General features: G+C 57.2%; 15 protein-coding genes and 1 other annotated feature. Of the genes, 3 read left to right on the forward strand and 12 right to left on the reverse strand.

The features are described 5' to 3' along the window. Nucleotides 1-55: 55 nt before the first annotated feature. Nucleotides 56-1,762 (forward strand): dihydroxy-acid dehydratase, encoded by a 1,707-nt coding sequence (ilvD, locus tag KTE_RS09145; RefSeq protein WP_201371025.1) that lies wholly within the window; start codon nt 56-58, stop codon nt 1,760-1,762. Between the two features lie 86 nt (nt 1,763-1,848). Here ilvD and KTE_RS09150 read toward each other — a convergent pair whose 3' ends face one another. Then, on the reverse strand, nt 1,849-2,397 hold the full coding sequence (locus KTE_RS09150) for an SRPBCC family protein (RefSeq protein WP_201380402.1): 549 nt from the start codon (nt 2,395-2,397) through the stop codon (nt 1,849-1,851). A 221-nt stretch (nt 2,398-2,618) separates the two neighbouring features. Next, on the reverse strand, nt 2,619-2,825 hold the full coding sequence (locus KTE_RS09155) for a hypothetical protein (RefSeq protein WP_201380403.1): 207 nt from the start codon (nt 2,823-2,825) through the stop codon (nt 2,619-2,621). A gap of 382 nt (nt 2,826-3,207) precedes the next feature. On the opposite strand from KTE_RS09155, the gene KTE_RS09160 reads away from it, so the two are divergent. After that, nucleotides 3,208-4,848, forward strand: a complete 1,641-nt coding sequence (locus tag KTE_RS09160; protein WP_201380404.1) for a serine/threonine-protein kinase — start codon at nt 3,208-3,210, stop codon at nt 4,846-4,848. 83 nt (nt 4,849-4,931) lie between these two features. Here KTE_RS09160 and KTE_RS09165 read toward each other — a convergent pair whose 3' ends face one another. Continuing rightward, nucleotides 4,932-5,852: an MBL fold metallo-hydrolase gene (locus KTE_RS09165; protein ID WP_201380405.1), complete on the reverse strand. Its 921-nt coding sequence runs from the start codon at nt 5,850-5,852 to the stop codon at nt 4,932-4,934. A gap of 240 nt (nt 5,853-6,092) precedes the next feature. On the opposite strand from KTE_RS09165, the gene KTE_RS09170 reads away from it, so the two are divergent. Further along, on the forward strand, nt 6,093-7,334 hold the full coding sequence (locus KTE_RS09170) for a 6-phosphofructokinase (RefSeq protein ID WP_201380406.1): 1,242 nt from the start codon (nt 6,093-6,095) through the stop codon (nt 7,332-7,334). A 97-nt stretch (nt 7,335-7,431) separates the two neighbouring features. On the opposite strand, the gene KTE_RS09175 is transcribed toward KTE_RS09170, so the two are convergent. The 9 genes from KTE_RS09175 to lysW form a co-directional block, all read right to left on the reverse strand. After that, nucleotides 7,432-8,523 carry an isocitrate/isopropylmalate family dehydrogenase gene (locus KTE_RS09175; protein WP_201380407.1) on the reverse strand — a complete coding sequence of 364 codons (1,092 nt, stop codon included), beginning with the start codon at nt 8,521-8,523 and terminating at the stop codon, nt 7,432-7,434. Next, the gene (locus tag KTE_RS09180) at nt 8,520-9,008 is read right to left on the reverse strand and encodes a 3-isopropylmalate dehydratase small subunit (RefSeq protein WP_201380408.1); all 489 of its coding nucleotides are present in this window, start codon (nt 9,006-9,008) and stop codon (nt 8,520-8,522) included. Before KTE_RS09180 ends, KTE_RS09175 begins: the two co-directional genes overlap by 4 nt. A gap of 119 nt (nt 9,009-9,127) precedes the next feature. Beyond that, nucleotides 9,128-10,381, reverse strand: coding sequence for a 3-isopropylmalate dehydratase large subunit (locus KTE_RS09185; protein WP_201380409.1), 1,254 nt, complete (start codon nt 10,379-10,381; stop codon nt 9,128-9,130). Further along, on the reverse strand, nt 10,369-11,532 hold the full coding sequence (locus tag KTE_RS09190; protein ID WP_201380410.1) for a LeuA family protein: 1,164 nt from the start codon (nt 11,530-11,532) through the stop codon (nt 10,369-10,371). Before KTE_RS09190 ends, KTE_RS09185 begins: the two co-directional genes overlap by 13 nt. Beyond that, complete coding sequence (locus KTE_RS09195; RefSeq protein WP_201380412.1) at nt 11,529-13,931, reverse strand: [LysW]-lysine hydrolase; 2,403 nt, start codon at nt 13,929-13,931, stop codon at nt 11,529-11,531. Before KTE_RS09195 ends, KTE_RS09190 begins: the two co-directional genes overlap by 4 nt. After that, nucleotides 13,928-14,758 carry a [LysW]-aminoadipate kinase gene (locus tag KTE_RS09200; RefSeq protein WP_201380414.1) on the reverse strand — a complete coding sequence of 277 codons (831 nt, stop codon included), beginning with the start codon at nt 14,756-14,758 and terminating at the stop codon, nt 13,928-13,930. Before KTE_RS09200 ends, KTE_RS09195 begins: the two co-directional genes overlap by 4 nt. Before the next feature lie 19 nt (nt 14,759-14,777). After that, on the reverse strand, nt 14,778-15,848 hold the full coding sequence (gene argC / locus KTE_RS09205; protein WP_201380416.1) for an N-acetyl-gamma-glutamyl-phosphate reductase: 1,071 nt from the start codon (nt 15,846-15,848) through the stop codon (nt 14,778-14,780). Then, entirely contained in the window at nt 15,848-16,714 is an 867-nt protein-coding gene (gene lysX / locus KTE_RS09210) for a lysine biosynthesis protein LysX (RefSeq protein WP_201380417.1), read from the reverse strand. Before lysX ends, argC begins: the two co-directional genes overlap by 1 nt. Nucleotides 16,715-16,751: 37 nt before the next feature. Beyond that, a complete protein-coding gene (gene lysW / locus KTE_RS09215) occupies nt 16,752-16,934 on the reverse strand; it encodes a lysine biosynthesis protein LysW (RefSeq protein WP_007907343.1) in 183 nt (60 codons plus the stop codon). Nucleotides 16,935-17,425: 491 nt separating this feature from the next. Continuing rightward, nucleotides 17,426-17,701, reverse strand: a binding site (T-box leader). Between the last annotated feature and the right edge of the window lie 83 nt (nt 17,702-17,784).

The following is a 17,784-nucleotide window of genomic DNA, read 5'->3' on the forward strand; positions in this document are numbered from 1 at the left end:
TATCCTCCTGGTCAGCAAGTCATAGCCGATCCACATGAAAGGATGCGTTGCCAGCATGTCAGAGACCGAGAAATCTACGCATACGACCTCCAGGGAACTCAATAGCCGCAGCAAGGCCATTACTGAGGGCGAGATACGCGCCCCCAACCGCTCTATGCTGCGCGCGGTCGGTTTTACCGATGAGGACTTCCAGAAGCCAATGATCGGCATCGCCAGCACCTGGGCCGAGATTACGCCCTGCAACTCACATATCAATCGCCTGGCGGAGAAGGTCAAGGAAGGTGTACGCGTTGGCGGAGGCGCCCCCCAGATCTTCGGCACCATCACCGTTAGCGATGGCATCTCCATGGGTACCGAGGGCATGAAATACTCGCTTCCCAGCCGCGAGGTGATCGCCGACTCTATCGAGCTTGTGAGCAACGCGCAGCGTTTTGACGGCGTTATCGCCCTTGGCGGCTGCGATAAGAATATGCCTGGCTGTTTGATGGCCCTGGCGCGTCTCGACATTCCCAGTATTTTTGTCTATGGTGGCACCATCCTTCCCGGCACCTGTCGCGGGCATGATGTCGATATCGTGAGCGTCTTCGAAGCGGTCGGCAAATATAGCGCCGGGCAGATCAGTCGCGAAGAATTGAAGGAGATCGAGTGCAACGCCATTCCCGGCGCTGGCTCCTGCGGCGGCATGTACACCGCCAACACCATGGCCTCCTCAATTGAGGCCCTGGGCATGTCTCTCCCCGGCAGTTCATCCGCACCCGCCGTCACTGCGCGCAAGGCCATGGATTGCTACGAGGCGGGACAGGCTGTGGTACGCCTGATCGAGCGCCAGTTGACGCCACGCCAGATCATGACGAGGGCGGCCTTTGAGAACGCGATCACGCTGGTCATGGCCCTGGGTGGCTCAACCAACGCCGTTCTCCACCTGATCGCCATCGCGCGCCAGATGGACCTTCCCCTGACCATCGACGACTTTACACGCATCGGCAAGAAGGTTCCTCACCTCGCCGACCTCAAGCCAGGCGGACGCTTCGCCATGGCGGACCTGGATAAAGTCGGCGGCGTACAGGCCGTCCTGAAATACCTCCTGAACACTGGCTTCATCAATGGCGACGTGCTGACAGTGACGGGTAAGACCCTGGCGGAGAATCTGGAGAGCGCCCCCGATCTGGCACAGGGCCAGGAGATTGTCATGCCGCTTGAGCAGCCACTACATCCCAGTGGTCCCCTGGTCATCCTCAAGGGCAACCTGGCTCCCGAGGGCGCGGTCTGTAAGATTGCCGGTCTGAAGGTCACAACCCACCGTGGTCCCGCCAAGGTCTTCAACTCTGAGGAAGAGACCTTTGAGGCCATCATGAACCATAAAATCACCCACGGCGATGTGGTTGTAATTCGCTACGAAGGTCCGAAGGGCGGTCCCGGCATGCGCGAGATGCTCGCGGTAACCGCGGCCCTCGTTGGACAGGGCTATGGCGAGACGGTTGGCCTGATTACCGATGGACGCTTCTCGGGCGGCACACACGGTATGGTCGTCGGACACATCGCTCCCGAGGCCCAGGTTGGCGGTCCCATCGCTATCGTGCAGAATGGCGACATCATCACCATCGACGCGGACAACAACCTGCTCGCTCTCGACCTCAGCGATGAGGAGATCGCCGCGCGCTTTAAGAACTGGCAGGCACCCGAGTCACGCTACAAAACCGGCGTTATCGCCAAGTACGCCAAGCTCGTTACCTCCGCCTCCGAAGGCGCAGTTACTCAATAAAATCATCTCATTCATCCTATCGAGGAACAGAAGGACCGTGGGGCGAACGCGTTCGCCCCACGGTCCTTCTGTTCCTCGATAGGGGCTTATTTCTCGCGTTTGCGGCTGATGATAAAGCCAATGATCGCGCCTACGACCAGCAGGGGAATGTAGAGGTTTTTATATGACTTTGCATTCACAGCGGGGAGGTTCTCGCCCGTGATACGGCTGTTCAAGCGAGCGAGGACATCGCCATAGATATTGCGTAGACCAAGAGGTGCAAAGGTACGTTCAAAGAAGCCGCCAATGCCACTGCTACCGCTCCACTCGCTGGCAACCCCCACACGCGTCTGTGTGCCACCGCTCTCAGGCGAGACGGTCCAGGTGGTGACAAACGAGGAATCATAATCACGCTCGCGCAGGACCTTGCCTTTCACGACCTCTTCGACCTTCATACGGTAGTTGCGCTCGCGATTGGCCGCATGCAGGCGATACTGCACGACCGTCCCCTCGCCCTGTCCCCCCTTCTCGACCCGGTAGTCCTGGAAGTTCTCGGGTAGAAACTGCTCGCGCCGCTTATAATCGCTAAGGATAGCATACACATCAGCGGGCTTCGCATTCACAATACGCTCATTTGTGACGACAATCTGGCTCATATCTATACCTTCCAATCTACTTTTATCCCACCTGGGAAGAGCTTTTTAGCTTTTTGCTAGAGTGCGTTGAGAGAGAAAATCCCCCTATTTCCTATCATATCACCAGTATGGAAGGTATGAGACCGTGAGAAGAAAAGGGGTAATAGTGTAGGGAGCCATGGCAGTCGCAGGCTGCCATGGCTCCCTACACTATTACCCCAAATAGAATAGCAGATTGTATGCTACTGCTTCTCATCCCACATATGCGCATACACAACGAGCGACTCGTCGAGCGGAATTTTGACCCACTCTTCGGTATTAAGCGGGGGCTGGTTTCGCTCCAACTGGTGATCCGCATCCAGGCGAGTCATGAGCGCAGGCTCCCTCAAAGCATCCAATGCGGGAATATACATAAAGAAATCTTCTTGCACAAATACCTGTTGACTCATGCCCAGTATCCTTTCTGAACCACACCTACCATTGTGAATTATGTATCGTCTCGCCGAGAAGCTTTCGATAGTCTTAGTATAGCAAGTGAATATAAAGAGAAGGTGAATGTTGGATTAGGATATTATCAGAAAATTTATGGATGCTTAGAATGACATAAAATAATCTACATTATCTCAACATTTCATAGTCCTACAGTACTTCTTTTGGATAATCTGGCGCATTCTACGTCTTATTTAGTAGGAGAGAGGTAGAATTCCACATCTACTAACCGCAAAGAGAAACCGTGTATAGAGGAGAAAATGACATATGCTCTTTAAAGAAGGCTCACTTATTCTCTAGCTAATTTTTTAAAGAGCTTTTGTTACGGTAAAGGTGGGTGCAATGATTACAGAGGACGATTTATTAGGGAGAACTCTTGGCGACTATCAGTTGACCAGGCGCCTGGGGCAGGGTGGAATGAGTGTGATCTACCTGGCCAAGTGGCTCTCGACGCAGCCGCGCTTTGTAGCAGTGAAGATACTGCGACCACCCAGGCGCGAGAATGCCGAGGATTTTGCCACCTTCCGAGAGCGCTTTCGCCGCGAAGCCCGCATCATTGCCAGGCTCAGGCATCCACATATCGTGCCCATTTATGATTATGGCGAAGAGGATGATTTAGCCTATATCGTGATGCAGTATGAGAAGAGTAGCCTGGAAGGAGTTCTCAAAACGCGAGGCTCTCTCTCGCTTGAGCGCACCAGCACCTATCTCGCACAGATCTGTGAGGCGCTCGATTATGCGCATGGCAAGGGCATTATTCATCGTGACCTCAAACCAAGCAATATTCTGCTGGATGAAAATAACCAGGCAGTATTAGCGGATTTTGGTATCTCGCGCATCCGCATCAGCAATAATCCTTATGACCAGGTCACACTGACGGGCACGGATATTGTCCTGGGCACACCTGCCTACATGGCACCAGAGATGTTTCGAACGCGCGAATTCGACTACAGCGTGGACATCTATGCCCTGGGCATCATTCTCTATGAGATGCTGAGTGGAGATCTCCCTTTCAAAGGGAGAGAGATTGACCTGATGGAGCAACACGAGCGGAAACCGCTCCCCTCCTTGTATGAGCGCCATTTTAAGATTCCCAGGGCAGTGGACCAGGTCCTGAGCAAGGCAGCGGCTAAGCGCCCAGGAGATCGGTATCTGCGGGCCAGCGAATTAGCGCGTGACTTTCACCGGGCCATCCAGCCCCTGTCGCGTCCAGCGGCTACTACCTACGAGCCACCACCGTCTTACCCAGGCCAGCGCTCCTCCAACAAGCACCAGGCCGTAAGACCTCCGCATCACCTGCATGGCGAGGTAGGGGGTATGCAAGATCTCCCACTGCGTCCAGCAGCGCCGCACCGCAACGAGCCTATCAACAATAGAGGCAACAGCCGGTCGCCAGTCTCCGTTCCTCCACGAGCGCATAACTCTAAGCCCCCTGGAGGCTTGCAGAGAGAGCCAGGCAGGAGCAGGCCACCAGTGCAACGCACACCGTCCAAACGCAAAAGCGTGGATGTCTTCTGGCTGAGCGTGGCCTTGATCTTGGTAGTGGGTATTGGCATCTATGCGTTTAGTGGACAACAAGGCGGCTCTGTCCAATCTACCACGCCAACAACCACCGCGCCTACCACGGTTACAACCGTCCAGGCGCCAGTCGCGCCAACCGTAGACGATGCGAAGAACGCCTTCAGTCAATACAATGATTACATCAATCAGCGGCAGTTTAACCAGGCCTATCAGATGTTAGGTCCTCAAAAGAAGCAGAAGATATCCCTTCAAGAATTCACGAACGGCTTCACCAATACGAAGAGGCAGTCCATCACCTTTAAGCAAGTTGTGCCAGGCGCGAACCCGAACCAGTTTCGCGTCGAGGTCATCATCACAGCAACCGAAGTAGGCCGTACACGTACCTATGATTGGCAGGGCACCATGACCCGCCTCGCGAATGGCACCTGGCAGATCGACAACTACAGCCAGCATCAAATCTAACACGCGCTGCCCCAAGCCCTAGCGGTATGTCAGCTAAGCGCCCACATCGGCCATACCAGCCCATAAATCTACCACTAATCTTACTATTGTTGCTGGCTCACCCATTGCAACATGTGGCGGCTATTCTGGTTATGAACCCAGCGATAAAACTCATCATCCTCGCATGGTTCCTCCAGGGTCGCAATCGCCTCCTCAAAGGAGAAGCCCAGCAGGTTCGAGGCGGTTTTGAGCTCGTCTTCTGTGAACTGGCGAGGCGAATGCGAGAGCAGCAGGCGCGCTCGCCGCTCAATTTCGCGGAAGTAGGCCAGGTTCCCGGTCAGCGTCGCAATGCTGTTGCGTTTGCCATGCCCACAGAGGACACGCTCAGGTTGCAACGCGCTCAGGCGCTCAAGCGAGCTTAGCATAAGGGGCACGGCCTGGGCGCTCTCCAGAGAAGGCAGGGGAAACTCCGCCGCGTCGAAGGCCAGCAAGAGGCGTAGCTCTGGAATCCAGAGCGAGACCTGGTCCCGCTGGTGCCCCGGCGTATGCAAGAGTTGCAGGGTCAGATCGCCGCCCTCAATAGTCAACAGATCGTTGAACGTCAGCATAGGCGGGCGCAGTACGACATGCTGGAAACAATCAAAGCGTTTTTGATACTCATCCAGGCCCTCCTGTGCCTCTTTGGTCAACATACGCTCACGGCAGGAGGCATGGGCGATGATCGGCGCGGCATGGCGACCCTGGAAATAATTATTGCCCCAGGTGTGATCCCAATCGGCATGACTATTGACGACCAGGAGCTGCCGCCCCGCAAGCTCACTCTGTACCTCACCTAGCACAGCCTCCATATCCTCGGGGCAGAGCAGGGTATCGCACACCACTACATAGTCGCGCGTGATGATAGCGTATGCGTCCACCTCCATCAGGCCCTTCTCCTCGCTCTCGGCAAAGGCAGAACGAAAGACACGCACACGCTCATCCCCACTCAACCCCTTGACGCTCTCAAACCTTTTTATATATGCCAAAGAAGCACCTCAGCCAGCCAAAAAGCAATCAATCAGTAAAAACAGTATATAAAACCGTCTCTCATTGCGCAAGTCCAGGCATTTTCAATCCATACCTCCCCTTTTTGGCACACTTTTGTGTAAAATAGCAAATTTCTGGGGTAGAAGGATGGTATAATTTCCACAATTCTTCCTTCTTTCAATGGGGAACTGATCGAAGAGCAAATTAAAATCCACTGTACAAAAGGGAGAGGACCGTCTATGCCAGGACACGTGAAAAATCCTGTTCGTTCATTGGGGGTGTTGACTGGTGGCGGGGATGTGCCCGGGCTTAATGTCGCAATCAAGGCGCTGGTGTATCGTGCTGAACCTCTGGGGATACGTGTAGTCGGGATTCGTGCGGGTTGGGAGGGAATCACCTTTCTGAACCGTTCTCTCGATAAGAGTGAAATTATTTTTCGTGAAGATGATCGCTCAAGCTGGAAGAATGGCTATATCATGCCGTTGAGCAGGTTAAACACGCGCGATATTGATCGTCTTGGAGGAACCATCCTCCATTCGACGCGCTACAGTCCGCTGGGAACGCGGGTAGCCAACCTGCCAGAACACTTGAAGTCATATGGTGAGGGGAAGCAGCCTCATGAGCGTGTGGATCTGACGCAAGAAGTCATCGCAAACATGGATCACCTGGGCTTAGATGGTCTGATCGTCCTGGGTGGTGATGGGACGCTGAGCTATGGCGCAAAGCTCGCTGCCGCCGGAATTCCTGTATGGGCAATTCCGAAGACCATGGATAACGACGTACCCGGGACGGAGTACAGCATTGGCTTTCAAACGGCGATTAGCCGGGCTGCTGAGTTTATCAACCGTGTGCGTTCGACCGTGAGCTCACATAGACAGACGGCGATCTTTCGCCTGTTTGGGCGCGATGCTGGCTTTACCGCACTTGAGACAGCGGTCGTCACCTGGGCTGACCGACTGGTTATACCGGAGGTGCCTATCGATATTGAGCGGCTCAGCAGGCTCGTAATACGGGATAGAGAGCACAATCCAAAGAACTACTCGCTTGTCCTGGCATCTGAAGGAGTCGTACTGGACAGGGCAAATGAGAGCAATGAGCATAGCGACCCCTTTGTGCATAAGAAGAAGGCCAATGTCGCCGAGATTCTGGCCGAGCAGTTGAGCGAGCGTATACCCGAGGTACGCTTCTTGCCAATCGATCTCACATATGTGCTGCGTAGCGGGGAGCCGGAAGTGTATGACAAGCATGCATCTATCTATTTTGCCAACGTCATCATGAACAGCGTAGCCGAAGGGATGAGCGGGGTCATGGCCGCGTTCCACAACGGCGAATTTATCTGTACGGATATCCCGTCTAAAGCGATTCCGGCGCGAAGAGTCAACCCGACAGATTATCACGAGGGACGCTATCGCCCAAGATTCGAGTGCATCAAGGGGCGCTATCGCTCACAGGAGGATCTCACACAAATATCGTTAGCTTAATCCCCCGCGCCTGCGGCGCCCCTGTTAGTTATGAGGAGTGAACGATCCTGGCAGTCTGTGACTGCCAGGATCGTTCACTCCTCATAACCATATTGTTTTAGAGCTGCGAGCGCACAGCGGCGATGAAGTCGCTAGTGCTGGCGCTGCCTCCCTGATCCGCGGGCAAGGCATGGCCCTCACTGTAGACACGAGCGATGGCGCGCTCAAGGCGGGTGGACTGTTCACGATATCCATAGTGCGCCAGGAACATAGCACCTGAGAGCAGCATGGCCGTGGGGTTGATGATGTTCTTGCCCGCGATATCAGGGGCCGAGCCATGTACGGGCTCGAAGTAGGCGTACTCCTCACCATAGCAGGCGCTGGGCGAGAGCCCCAGGCCGCCGATAGAGCCACTGGCGACATCGGCCAGGATATCGCCGTGCTCGTTACCCAGCACGACGACATCCAGCGTTTCAGGCACGGCAATCATTCTGCGCCCAAGATCATCAATCAAAAACTCCTGGTAACTAAGTTCCGGGTGCTCACGCACCGTTTCGCGCACGATCTCGCGGAAGCGACCATCCGTCTGCGGCAGAATAGAGTACTTGGCCCCCAGAGTTACACAGCCAGGATATCCAGCGGCTAAGCGCTGCAAGGCCAGGTCACAGGCTGCTTCAGCCACGCGCCGCGCCTGCGTATCTGTGCTGACGCGTACGGCATACGCGCCAGTCTCCTGCACGGGAGGCGCCTGCCACCAGGAGCCACTACTGGTGAGAGTTCCAAGCTCTGAGAGCGCACCCTCGCGTGGCGGATACATCCCCTCCAGGTTGTCGCGCACAATCACATAGTCGATACGCTCGGGCTGGCGCATGGGACTCTGATAGCCAGGGAGCCAGCGTACCGGGCGGATATTGACGTAGGTCTGTTTCCCCCAACGCAGGTACCAGAGCACGGGGCGGCTTGGACCACCACTGGCGCCAAAGAGGGTGCAGTCTGCGCTATCAATCGCGGCGCGCGTTTCAGTCGGGAAAGCCTCGCCATAGCGTTCCTGGGCCTCGCGCCCACTGAGGGCCTGCGTAAACAGGATCTCGGGCACCAGCTCGCGCAGGAGCGCCACTGTTGGTAACACGACCTCAGGCGCGGCATCATCGCCCGCGACCACGCACACCCGCAAGCCGGAGCGTGGCGTTGTTACGTGCTCACTGCTCATCGAAGGGTCCCTTGCTGCTGAATATAGTTGACGATGCCATGAGCCGCTACGATACGCGCCACGAAGGGATCAAGCGGCTCAGACTGGAACTGCTGCCCGGTTGTGAGATTGGTGATGAGACCGCTCTCCAGGTTTACATCCATCTGCTGACCATCCTCGCCAGCCAGGACCGCCTCCTCACTGATCAAGACTGGTAGACCGATATTGACGGCGTTGCGATAGAAGATACGCGCGAAACTGCGTGCGATCACGACTTTGATGCCATTGGCCAGGATGGAGGTGGGGGCGTGCTCGCGTGAGGAGCCACAGCCAAAGTTATGCCCGGTGAGCAGGATGTCGCCCGTCTGCACCTCCTGCGCGAACTCCGGCAATACCTCGCAGAGGCAGTGGCGCGCCAGTTGCGCGGGATCGGTGGTTACGTTATAGCGTCCAGGGATAATAACGTCGGTGTTGATGTTGTCACCAAGCTTCCAGATGCGTCCCATGATGTATATTTATCCTTTCAGGTGTATTCTTTTTACTTCTCGCGCCTGCGGCGCTCACATAAGTATTAGTGTGTATTGGGTTGTGGCACAGCCTGCGGGCTGCCACAACCCAATACACACTAACTTAGAAACTCGCGTGGATCGGTGATGTGGCCGGTCAGGGCGGTGGCGGCGACAGTGGCGGGACTTCCCAGGTAAATCTCGGCTGTGGGGTCGCCCATGCGTCCGGTGAAATTGCGGTTCATCGTTGTCAGTGCTCGCTCGCCTGGAGCCAGGACGCCAAAATGGCGGCCGATGCAGGGTCCACATCCAGGGGTGCCAACCGAGGCTCCGGCCTGGACAAAGGTATCGATGTAGCCCAGGCGTAGCGCCTCGCGGTAGACCTCGCGCGACGCTGGAATGACGACCATGCGCGTCTCGGGATGGACCGTGCGCCCCTGGAGAATCGAGGCGGCAATCGCCAGGTCGTCCAGGCGACCATTGGTGCAGGTGCCGAGGAAGACCTGGTCGATTTTGACGTGCTCGACCTCACCCACGGGCACAACATTATTTACGTCGGGAGGACAGGCGATCTGCGGCTCCAGGCGCGAAGCGTCAATCTCAAAGACGCGCTCATAGCGTGGATTGTGCGGCGCCAGCATGGGGTACTCCTGATCGGTACGCCCGCGTAGCCATTCGCGGGTCGTCTCGTCAGGGGCCACCAGGCCAGCTTTACCACCCATCTCGATGGCCATATTGCAGAAGGTGAAGCGCTCGCTGACCGACATACGCTCCACCAGGTCGCCGGTATACTCGATGGCACGGTAATTCGCGCCATCGACGCCCACCTGACGCACCATCTCCAGTGTGACATCCTTGGCATAGACGCCGGGCTGTAGCTCGCCCGTCAGGCGCACATTGATGGTCGAGGGCACGCGGAACCAGGAGCGCCCGGTCGCGTAGGCCACACCAATATCAGTCGAACCCATGCCGGTGGCGAAGGCTCCGAGGGCGCCATAGGTACAGGTATGGCTATCCGCGCCCACGATGATGGCCCCGGGAACGACAAAGCCTTTCTCGGGCATGACCTGGTGACAGATGCCTTCCTGCAAAATGGTAATGTCCTGCTCACGTGCGAACGAGCGTATGTCACGCTGAAGGGTGGCAGCAGCAACGGTCGAGGCAGGGATGATATGATCAAAGACGACGTGAGCGCGCTCAGCATTAAAGACGCGTCCACCACTTACGCCTGCCAGTTTGCGAAAAGCCTGGATGGCCAGGGGCGAAGTAGTATCATGGCTCATGACATGGTCTACCTCGACCACGACGGTCTCGCCCTGTTCCACGGGGCGCCCCAATTTGTAGCTAAAAATCTCTTCGGCTAGTGTTCCCATATGAGATGTTCCTCCTCTGATGTATGTGCCTGCTGCCAGGCAAGAATAAACGTGTCAACCTCGTCTTGGCTCATTGAGCCCTGTTCAGCGTGGGCTTTAAGCGCGGTGGTCAGGCTGGCAACCGCCTCGCCCTCCAATTGCAGGCCCAGCTCGGCGGCACGATGCCCAACAGCATAGCGCCCGGTATAACGCGTTCCGACCTCCACATTGCGCACCAGGCCAAAATCCTGGGGATTCAGAACTTCATAAGCACGTGGATTGTTAAGAACGGCTTTGGTATGAATGCCCGCCCGGTGCGTAAAGGCGCCCGGGGCGGTGATTGGACTATTAAAAGGGATAGCGATATGCACGCAGTCCGCCACATACTGATCCAGCAGTGGCAATTTGGTGAGATCGTATCCGCGCAAGATTTCGGGATAATGAATATACATCTGTGAAATCAGGCCGCTGAGCGAGGCAATACCGTTGCGCTCACCAATGCCCAGCACGGTTGTGTCCAGGCAATCGGCGCCTCCCTCCAGCGCGGCCACGGTATTGGCGATAGCGCAACCTGTATCATTATGGCCATGGAACTCGATGCCCACCCCAGGGTAGCGCTCGGTGCAGAGGCGAACCAGGCGCTCAACCTCGCGTGGCTTAGCGATACCCACCGTGTCAGGCAGGCCAATGCGCAACACGCCAGCATCAACCACGGCATCAAAGACCGTTAACAGGTCCACCAGGTCGCTACGAAAGGCATCCTCAGCCGAGAAGCGCACGTAGCGCCCCTCATGGCGTATGTGCTTGATCAAGGGCACGGCATCATGGATGATCTGTTCGATGCGTTTCCCGTGACTATACGAACGCAACTCAGTTGAGGTCCCGTAGAAGAGATTGATTCCATGTACGGGGGTCGCCAGGGCCGCCTGGACATCTGCTTGGGCACAGCGCACATGAGCGACGATGCGCGCGCGGGTATTGAGCGCGCACAGGTCGCGCACCGCCTGCTGGGTCTCCGGCGAGGCGATGGGCGAGGGCACCTCGATCATTGGCACACCGACCGCGTCCAGCAGGCGCACAATTTCGCGCCGCTGTTCCGCGCTAAAGTAGGCTCCCGAGAACTGCTCGCCTTCGCGCAAGGTAGTATCGACGATACGTATATCTCTTCTCATGACTCCGCTCCCACTTCCACGCTACTCTCCGGGCTGTCCGAGACACTTGTGCGTTCCAGGGATGCATGTGACTCGCGTCCCAGCACTTGAAGCACCTGCTCAAGGACCGTGATCGCGTGTTGGTATTCGGCAACCGCGATATGCTCGTTGGGTGTGTGGTCCAGGCTAGAATCGCCTGGGCCATAGGCGACAATGTTATCGCCCCATATAGGCGCTACGACATTCATATCCGATGTGCCGGTTTTATACTTGAAGACTGGCGCATGCCCACCAGCGCGCAGGACACGGCCAAAGGTGCGGGCCAGGGGAGTCGCGCGCGAACTCTGGAAGGCGACCTCTTCACCTGAGAAACTAATATGCACTTCATCAGCATCGGCCCACTCCTGTAGCTGAATGCGAAGCTCCGCGATATCAAAGCGCGGCGGCAGGCGATAGCCGATCAGGAATTGTGTCTGATCCTCCATGCCGTTTTGCAGGCTATTAATGCTGCGCAATGAGGGCATCAGGGCGGCAAAGGCAGAGCTGCTGGCGTACTCGGCATTCCACTGTTCGGCATGTACTCGGATACGCTCCCAGAAGGCGGCGGCGATCTCGTTGCTGCTTCGCTGAGGACCCGCGCTATGGCTGGAGTCACGCGCCACACGTCCCTCCACCAGTAAGCGCCCCTTGTAGCCGATAGTGACGGCAGTACTGCTGCTGGGTTCGCCAATAATACAGGCCTGGGGCTGGAAATGCCCAACTACAGCTCGCGCCCCCTTCGAGGTCGCGGCCTCTTCTTCAACAGCGCCAATGACCACAATTGGTGTCGCAGGCGTACCCGCGCGCTGGACCCTTGCGGTAGCGGAGATGAAGGCCGCCAGAGGTCCCTTAGCATCAACCGCGCCACGCCCGTACAGCAGACCTTCCTCGAAGCGCACAGGAATATTGCCGGGCACGGTATCCATATGCCCGAGCAGGACAATGGGATGCTGCTCCTCCAGATTCTCGTGCGTGCTGGCGACAAAGTTCCCCGCCTCGTCGACAGAGGTGTACAATCCTAGCTGACGAGCTTGCCCGGCGAGATAGTGCGCCAGGGCGCTCTCACGGCGCGAGAGACTGGGAATAGTCAGCATATTATGCAAAAGCGCGACCTCTGGATCGGCCAGGCGTGGCTCGATAGACGCAGCCTCTTCCTGAGCCAGTTGGGCACGCTCGCTGAGCGCCCGGCTTCCCTCCAGAACCTCCTCGAGCGTATCCAGGGCCTGCTCAAGCTGATGCTCGCTGATCACGAGCGGTGGCAGGAGGCGAATGACATTGGGTCCGGCTGGCAAGGCCAGGATGCCACGCTCGCATAGCTGCTCAAGATACGGCTGGGAGCGACGCTTTAGCTCGATACCAATCAAGAGACCCTGGCCACGTACCTCGCGCACCAGCGGCGAGCGCATGCCACGGAGTCGTCCCAGGGCATACGCACCCAGGCGGGCCGCGCGCGTGGGCAGGCTCTCGCGCTCAAGAATATCCAGCGTCGCCAGGGCCGCCGCGCAGGCCAGGGGATTGCCGCCAAAAGTGCTGCCATGCGCGCCTCGACCGACACGCCCGCTCTCCATGACACGTGGCCCCAGGCCAACGGCTCCCATCGGCACGCCGCCAGCCAGGGACTTGGCCATGCAGAGAATATCGGGTTGCAGATCATAATGCTCACAGGCAAAGAGTCTGCCAGTGCGACCGAAGCCCGTCTGAACCTCGTCCACGATCAGCAAAGCCCCGCGCTCACGGCAGAGACGCGCCAGGCCCGCGACATACTCAGGTGTGGCGCTATGCACGCCGCCCTCGCCCTGTACCAGCTCGATAATGACCGCCGCAGTTTGTTCGCTGATCGCGGCCTCGGCGGCCTCCAGATTGTTGTAGCGAATATGTGTTACATCAGGAAGCAGCGGTGCGAAGGGCTCGCGGTAGTGCGGCTCCCAGGTTGCTGAGAGCGCGCCCATGCTTCGGCCATGAAAGCCGCGCAACGTAGCAATGATTTGTGTTCTCCCCGTGACCAGGCGCGCGAACTTGAAGGCTCCCTCAACAGCCTCGGTTCCACTGTTACAGAGGAAAAAGTGCTCTATCCCGGCAGGGGTGACCTGGGACAGGCGCTCCAGGAGGCGCGCCCGCGTGTCGTTGTAGAAGATTTCGGGGCACGTCACCAGGCGTTGTGCCTGGGCAGAGAGCGCGGCTGCGATCTCGGGACGCCCATGTCCGATATTGGCGACGCCGTGGCCAGCGGCACAATCGATGTATGCGCGCCCCTCGGCGTCCCAGAGCGTGGCTCCCTCTCCGCGCACAATCGTCACGGGACGCTTACCATACACACCACTGGTATAGCGATTCTCCTGTTCCATACTCGTCTCGGCCTGCGTGGCATCTATGATTGTCATGCGTCTCTCCTTCCTACCAGGTGATGTGTCTGTTCTATTATCGTTCCCGCGCCATTAAGCACATCCGTTAGGCTCTCACAACCAATGCAGACACGCTGTACGCCTGCCTGCAAAGCCTCCTGCGCCCCCAGCATCTTCTTGCGCATACGCCCCTGCGCATACTCCATATAGTCCGCGACGTTCTCAGCGGGTATATGCTCGATGACCGTACTGGCATCGTTTGCATCGCGTCGCAGGCCACTCACATTGGTCATAATGACCAGGGTTTCGGCCTGTAGAGCCGCAGCTACAGCGGCGGCGGCGCGGTCGCCATCGACATTGAGCCGCTCGCCCTCGTGGCTAAGCGCCAGGGGGGCAATGACGGGCGTATATCCGGCTCCCAACAACAGGCGGAGCAACTCGCCATTTACCTGCTCGATCTGGCCTGTATAGTCATCGCGAATAATCTGTACGCGTCCCTCGGGCGTGATCGAGCGAATGGCGGCCTTGCGTCGCGCTTGCAGTAAGCGCCCATCAATACCCGCCAGGCCCAGGGCGTTAATGCCCTGCCTCTGGAGCTGTGCCACCAGCTCCGTATTGATCTGGCCCGCGACCGCCATGGCGAAGATGCGCAGCGTTTCGCTATCGGTGTAACGGCTCGTCATACCACTGGGAGAGGTAATGGTGCGCGCCTCGTGCCCAAGCTGCTGAGAAAGTGTATTGGTCAGGTCGGAGCCTCCATGTAGGAGCACGACCTGCTGCCCAGTACGCACCAGTTCCGCGACTTCGCGCAGGATATTCTCCGTCGCGACGCCCGCGCCTCCGCCAATCTTAATTACCAGCGTCATATTCCTTCTCCCTACGCCACTACACCGGATGCAGGCCGGGGAAGGTCAGCCCCAGCGTCTCATCCCAGCCAAACATACAATTCAGGGCCTGGACAGCATTGCCTGCCGCGCCCTTCATCAGGTTATCCAGCGCCGCCATGACCACGATGCGTTGCTGCTCCACATCCAACTCAAAGCCGACATCACAGTAGTTGCTACCCGCCAGAATCTTGGGTTCGGGATAGCGATAGACACCTGTGCGCTCCTTGACGATGCGAATAAATGGCTCGCGCTGATAGGCCTCGCGATACACACGCCAGAGCTGGCGCTCATCAATACGCTCTTTAGTGAAGACATGCGCTGTCACCAGGATGCCGCGCACCAGTTCAATGGAGGTCGCGGAGAAGGCCACTGTCTGCGGCAGGCCAGAGCTTCCATGGCCACCAAGCAAGCCCAGCTCCTGAATCAGCTCGGCGCTATGGCGATGGCCCGTGGGCTGGAATGAGCGAACCGCTCCGCTCCGCTCAGGATGATGGCTACTGCTTCCCGGCTTGGCGCCAGCGGCCGATGAACCAACCTTGGCCTCCAGCACCAGAGGTATATTCGCGTCCACCAGGCCAGCGCGATAGAGGGGGGCCAGGCCAAGGATGGCCGTGGTCGCCATACACCCGGTTCCGCTGGCCAGCGTGGCCTCGCGTAGCTCCTCGCGGTGCAACTCAGGCAGACCATAGACAGCCTCTGGCAACAGATCAGGGGCCTGGTGGGCATCTCCATACCAGCGCTGGTAGAGTTGGGGATCACGCAGGCGAAAATCAGCCGAGAGGTCAATCACCCTGGGAGCAAGCTGGCGGTAGCGTGCGATCTCGCCCATTGTCGCCCCATGGGGGAGGCAGAGGAAAAGCACGTCGCAGGGCATCAGGTCGTCTGGATGGGAGAAGCGGAGCGTACTCAATCCACGCAGGTTGGGATGGGCGCTATGGAGGTACTGACCCGCGCGACTGCTCGACACCACCTGCACCAATTCAACCCCTGGATGAAAGAGCAGCAGGCGAGCTACTTCGCCACCGGTATAGCCTGAACCACCGACAATCGTGGCACGAATACGACTCATTACAGCACCTCCACACGCGCGCCAGCACGCTCCAGCACATATTCAAGCATTTCAGAAGGAATATCGACACCTGTAGGAGCGATACTATTGCGAAACTCCATCGTGGCATTAATCTCATTCACTAGCAGGCCTCGCTCGGCATCCTCGAAGACATCTACCGCCAGGATACCGCCACCAACCGCCTGCGCAGCCCGCAGGCAGAGCGCGTTCAGCTCTGGCGTCACGGGACAGTTGCTCGTCACCGCTCCCCGAGCGGTGTTCGTCACCCAGTGCTCGCTGGAGCGATAGATGGCACAGATAGTGCGCTGACCAACGACGAAGGCACGGATATCACGCTGCGGCTTGCGAATATGCTCCTGGATATAGTGGATCTGGTGCTGATACCCGCCCAGGGTCTCCTGGTGCTCAAGCACGGCCTCAGCGGCATCCCGATCATTGATACGTGCCAGTAAGCGGCCCCAGGAGCCGCTCACAGGCTTTAGGACAACCGGATAACCTAGCATTTCGACTCCCTGTAGAGCGGTTGCCTCTTCGAAGGCAAGCAGGGTACGAGGCGTCGGCACGCCAGCACGTACAAGCGCCAGGGTGGTCGCGAGTTTATCATTGCAGGTCGCGGTCACCGTCGCGGTATTGACGGTGGGGATGCCCCAGGCCTCCAGGACCTGTAGCACGGCCTGCCCGCGCGACTGGCTCAGGCTCCGACAGAGCACAGCATCGTATTTGCGCCACTCCTCACGCCCACGTTCAAGGTCAAGCAAGAGCTTTCCATCGTCAATCACGTCAAACGCGATGGCGCGCTTCTGCAAGGCCTCTATCAACAATTTCTCTTCCACGCGAATACGCGAAGTCAGAATCGCCAGTCGCATATGTGATACTCCTTCTCTCTACTCTCTGACCAGGCGTTTACTCGCCCCAGTCCTCAGCTACCTCAGGAGCAAGACCAAGCTCAGGCTGCTCAAGGTTCAGCACTTCCAGTTCCGCGCTACAATCGGGGCAGTAGACGATCTCGCCCACCAGGACATTCTGCAACGGCACCTCTCCGGCGCACTCGGGGCAAGCAGCAGTTAATACAGGATTAGAAATCATGGTTGGTCTCCTTTTCGTATTTTCTAGCAAAACTTACAATGTTATCGTAACTCAACATGGCTCAATGAGAAGTCAGGATCTTTCTCATGCCTGTACACATCTCATCAAAGTGCTAAAAATTGCCAATAAAAAAGCCCTTCATCCTTCTCTAAAGGACGAAGAGCACTTACTTTCTCGTAAAGGCTCCCGTGGTACCACCTTCTTTCGCTGCCATCTCTCAATGGCAACCTCTCTGGGGCAAACCTGACGGTTAGCTCACTGCCCGGTTACGGGGGCTCCGGCGAGGTCTATTCTCACGCTCTCGCGCGATTTCTTCTCGCAGCATCCGGGTCTTTTTCGCGGCTCAGGCATGCGGGCTTCTCAGCAAACACCCGCTCTCTGTCTACACTGGTTGACCGTTACTCGTCCCATCAACGCCTATTCGTATGCGATTGTCTGTCTCTCCGTATAATCAGGATATTTAGGCAAACAAAAAAGCCCTCCATCCTTCTCTAAAGGACGAAGAGCACTTACTTTCTCGTAAAGGCTCCCGTGGTACCACCTTCTTTTATTGTCACATCGCGGCGACAACCTCCTGGGGCAAACCTGACGGTTAGCTCACTGCCTGATTACGGGGGCTCCGGCGAGGTCTATTCTCACGTCATTACGTGATTTCTTCTCGCAGCATCCGGGTCTTTTTCACAGTTCTTCAACGTATGGGCTTTTCACCAAGCGCCCACTCTCTGAACGTGAGAGACAACTGTTACTCGTCCCATCAACGCTTGCATATGCGGTTGTTTGTACTGGAAATATTTATAACATGCTCATCCGCACTTTGTCAAGGTTTTTTTGTGAAGATTTCAGCAATTTG

Origin of the sequence: Ktedonobacter sp. SOSP1-85, assembly GCF_016587415.1 — a bacterium.
Classification (GTDB): Bacteria; Chloroflexota; Ktedonobacteria; order Ktedonobacterales; family Ktedonobacteraceae; genus Ktedonobacter.

Excerpts from the sequence above, each read along its gene's own strand:
- ilvD (WP_201371025.1), top strand. The coding sequence starts at position 56 with ATGTCAGAGACCGAGAAATCTACGCATACGACCTCCAGGGAACTCAAT.
- KTE_RS09150 (WP_201380402.1), bottom strand. The coding sequence starts at position 2,397 with ATGAGCCAGATTGTCGTCACAAATGAGCGTATTGTGAATGCGAAGCCC.
- KTE_RS09155 (WP_201380403.1), bottom strand. The coding sequence starts at position 2,825 with ATGAGTCAACAGGTATTTGTGCAAGAAGATTTCTTTATGTATATTCCC.
- KTE_RS09160 (WP_201380404.1), top strand. The coding sequence starts at position 3,208 with ATGATTACAGAGGACGATTTATTAGGGAGAACTCTTGGCGACTATCAG.
- KTE_RS09170 (WP_201380406.1), top strand. The coding sequence starts at position 6,093 with ATGCCAGGACACGTGAAAAATCCTGTTCGTTCATTGGGGGTGTTGACT.
- KTE_RS09175 (WP_201380407.1), bottom strand. The coding sequence starts at position 8,523 with ATGAGCAGTGAGCACGTAACAACGCCACGCTCCGGCTTGCGGGTGTGC.
- KTE_RS09180 (WP_201380408.1), bottom strand. The coding sequence starts at position 9,008 with ATGGGACGCATCTGGAAGCTTGGTGACAACATCAACACCGACGTTATT.
- KTE_RS09185 (WP_201380409.1), bottom strand. The coding sequence starts at position 10,381 with ATGGGAACACTAGCCGAAGAGATTTTTAGCTACAAATTGGGGCGCCCC.
- KTE_RS09190 (WP_201380410.1), bottom strand. The coding sequence starts at position 11,532 with ATGAGAAGAGATATACGTATCGTCGATACTACCTTGCGCGAAGGCGAG.
- KTE_RS09195 (WP_201380412.1), bottom strand. The coding sequence starts at position 13,931 with ATGACAATCATAGATGCCACGCAGGCCGAGACGAGTATGGAACAGGAG.
- KTE_RS09200 (WP_201380414.1), bottom strand. The coding sequence starts at position 14,758 with ATGACGCTGGTAATTAAGATTGGCGGAGGCGCGGGCGTCGCGACGGAG.
- argC (WP_201380416.1), bottom strand. The coding sequence starts at position 15,848 with ATGAGTCGTATTCGTGCCACGATTGTCGGTGGTTCAGGCTATACCGGT.
- lysX (WP_201380417.1), bottom strand. The coding sequence starts at position 16,714 with ATGCGACTGGCGATTCTGACTTCGCGTATTCGCGTGGAAGAGAAATTG.
- lysW (WP_007907343.1), bottom strand. The coding sequence starts at position 16,934 with ATGATTTCTAATCCTGTATTAACTGCTGCTTGCCCCGAGTGCGCCGGA.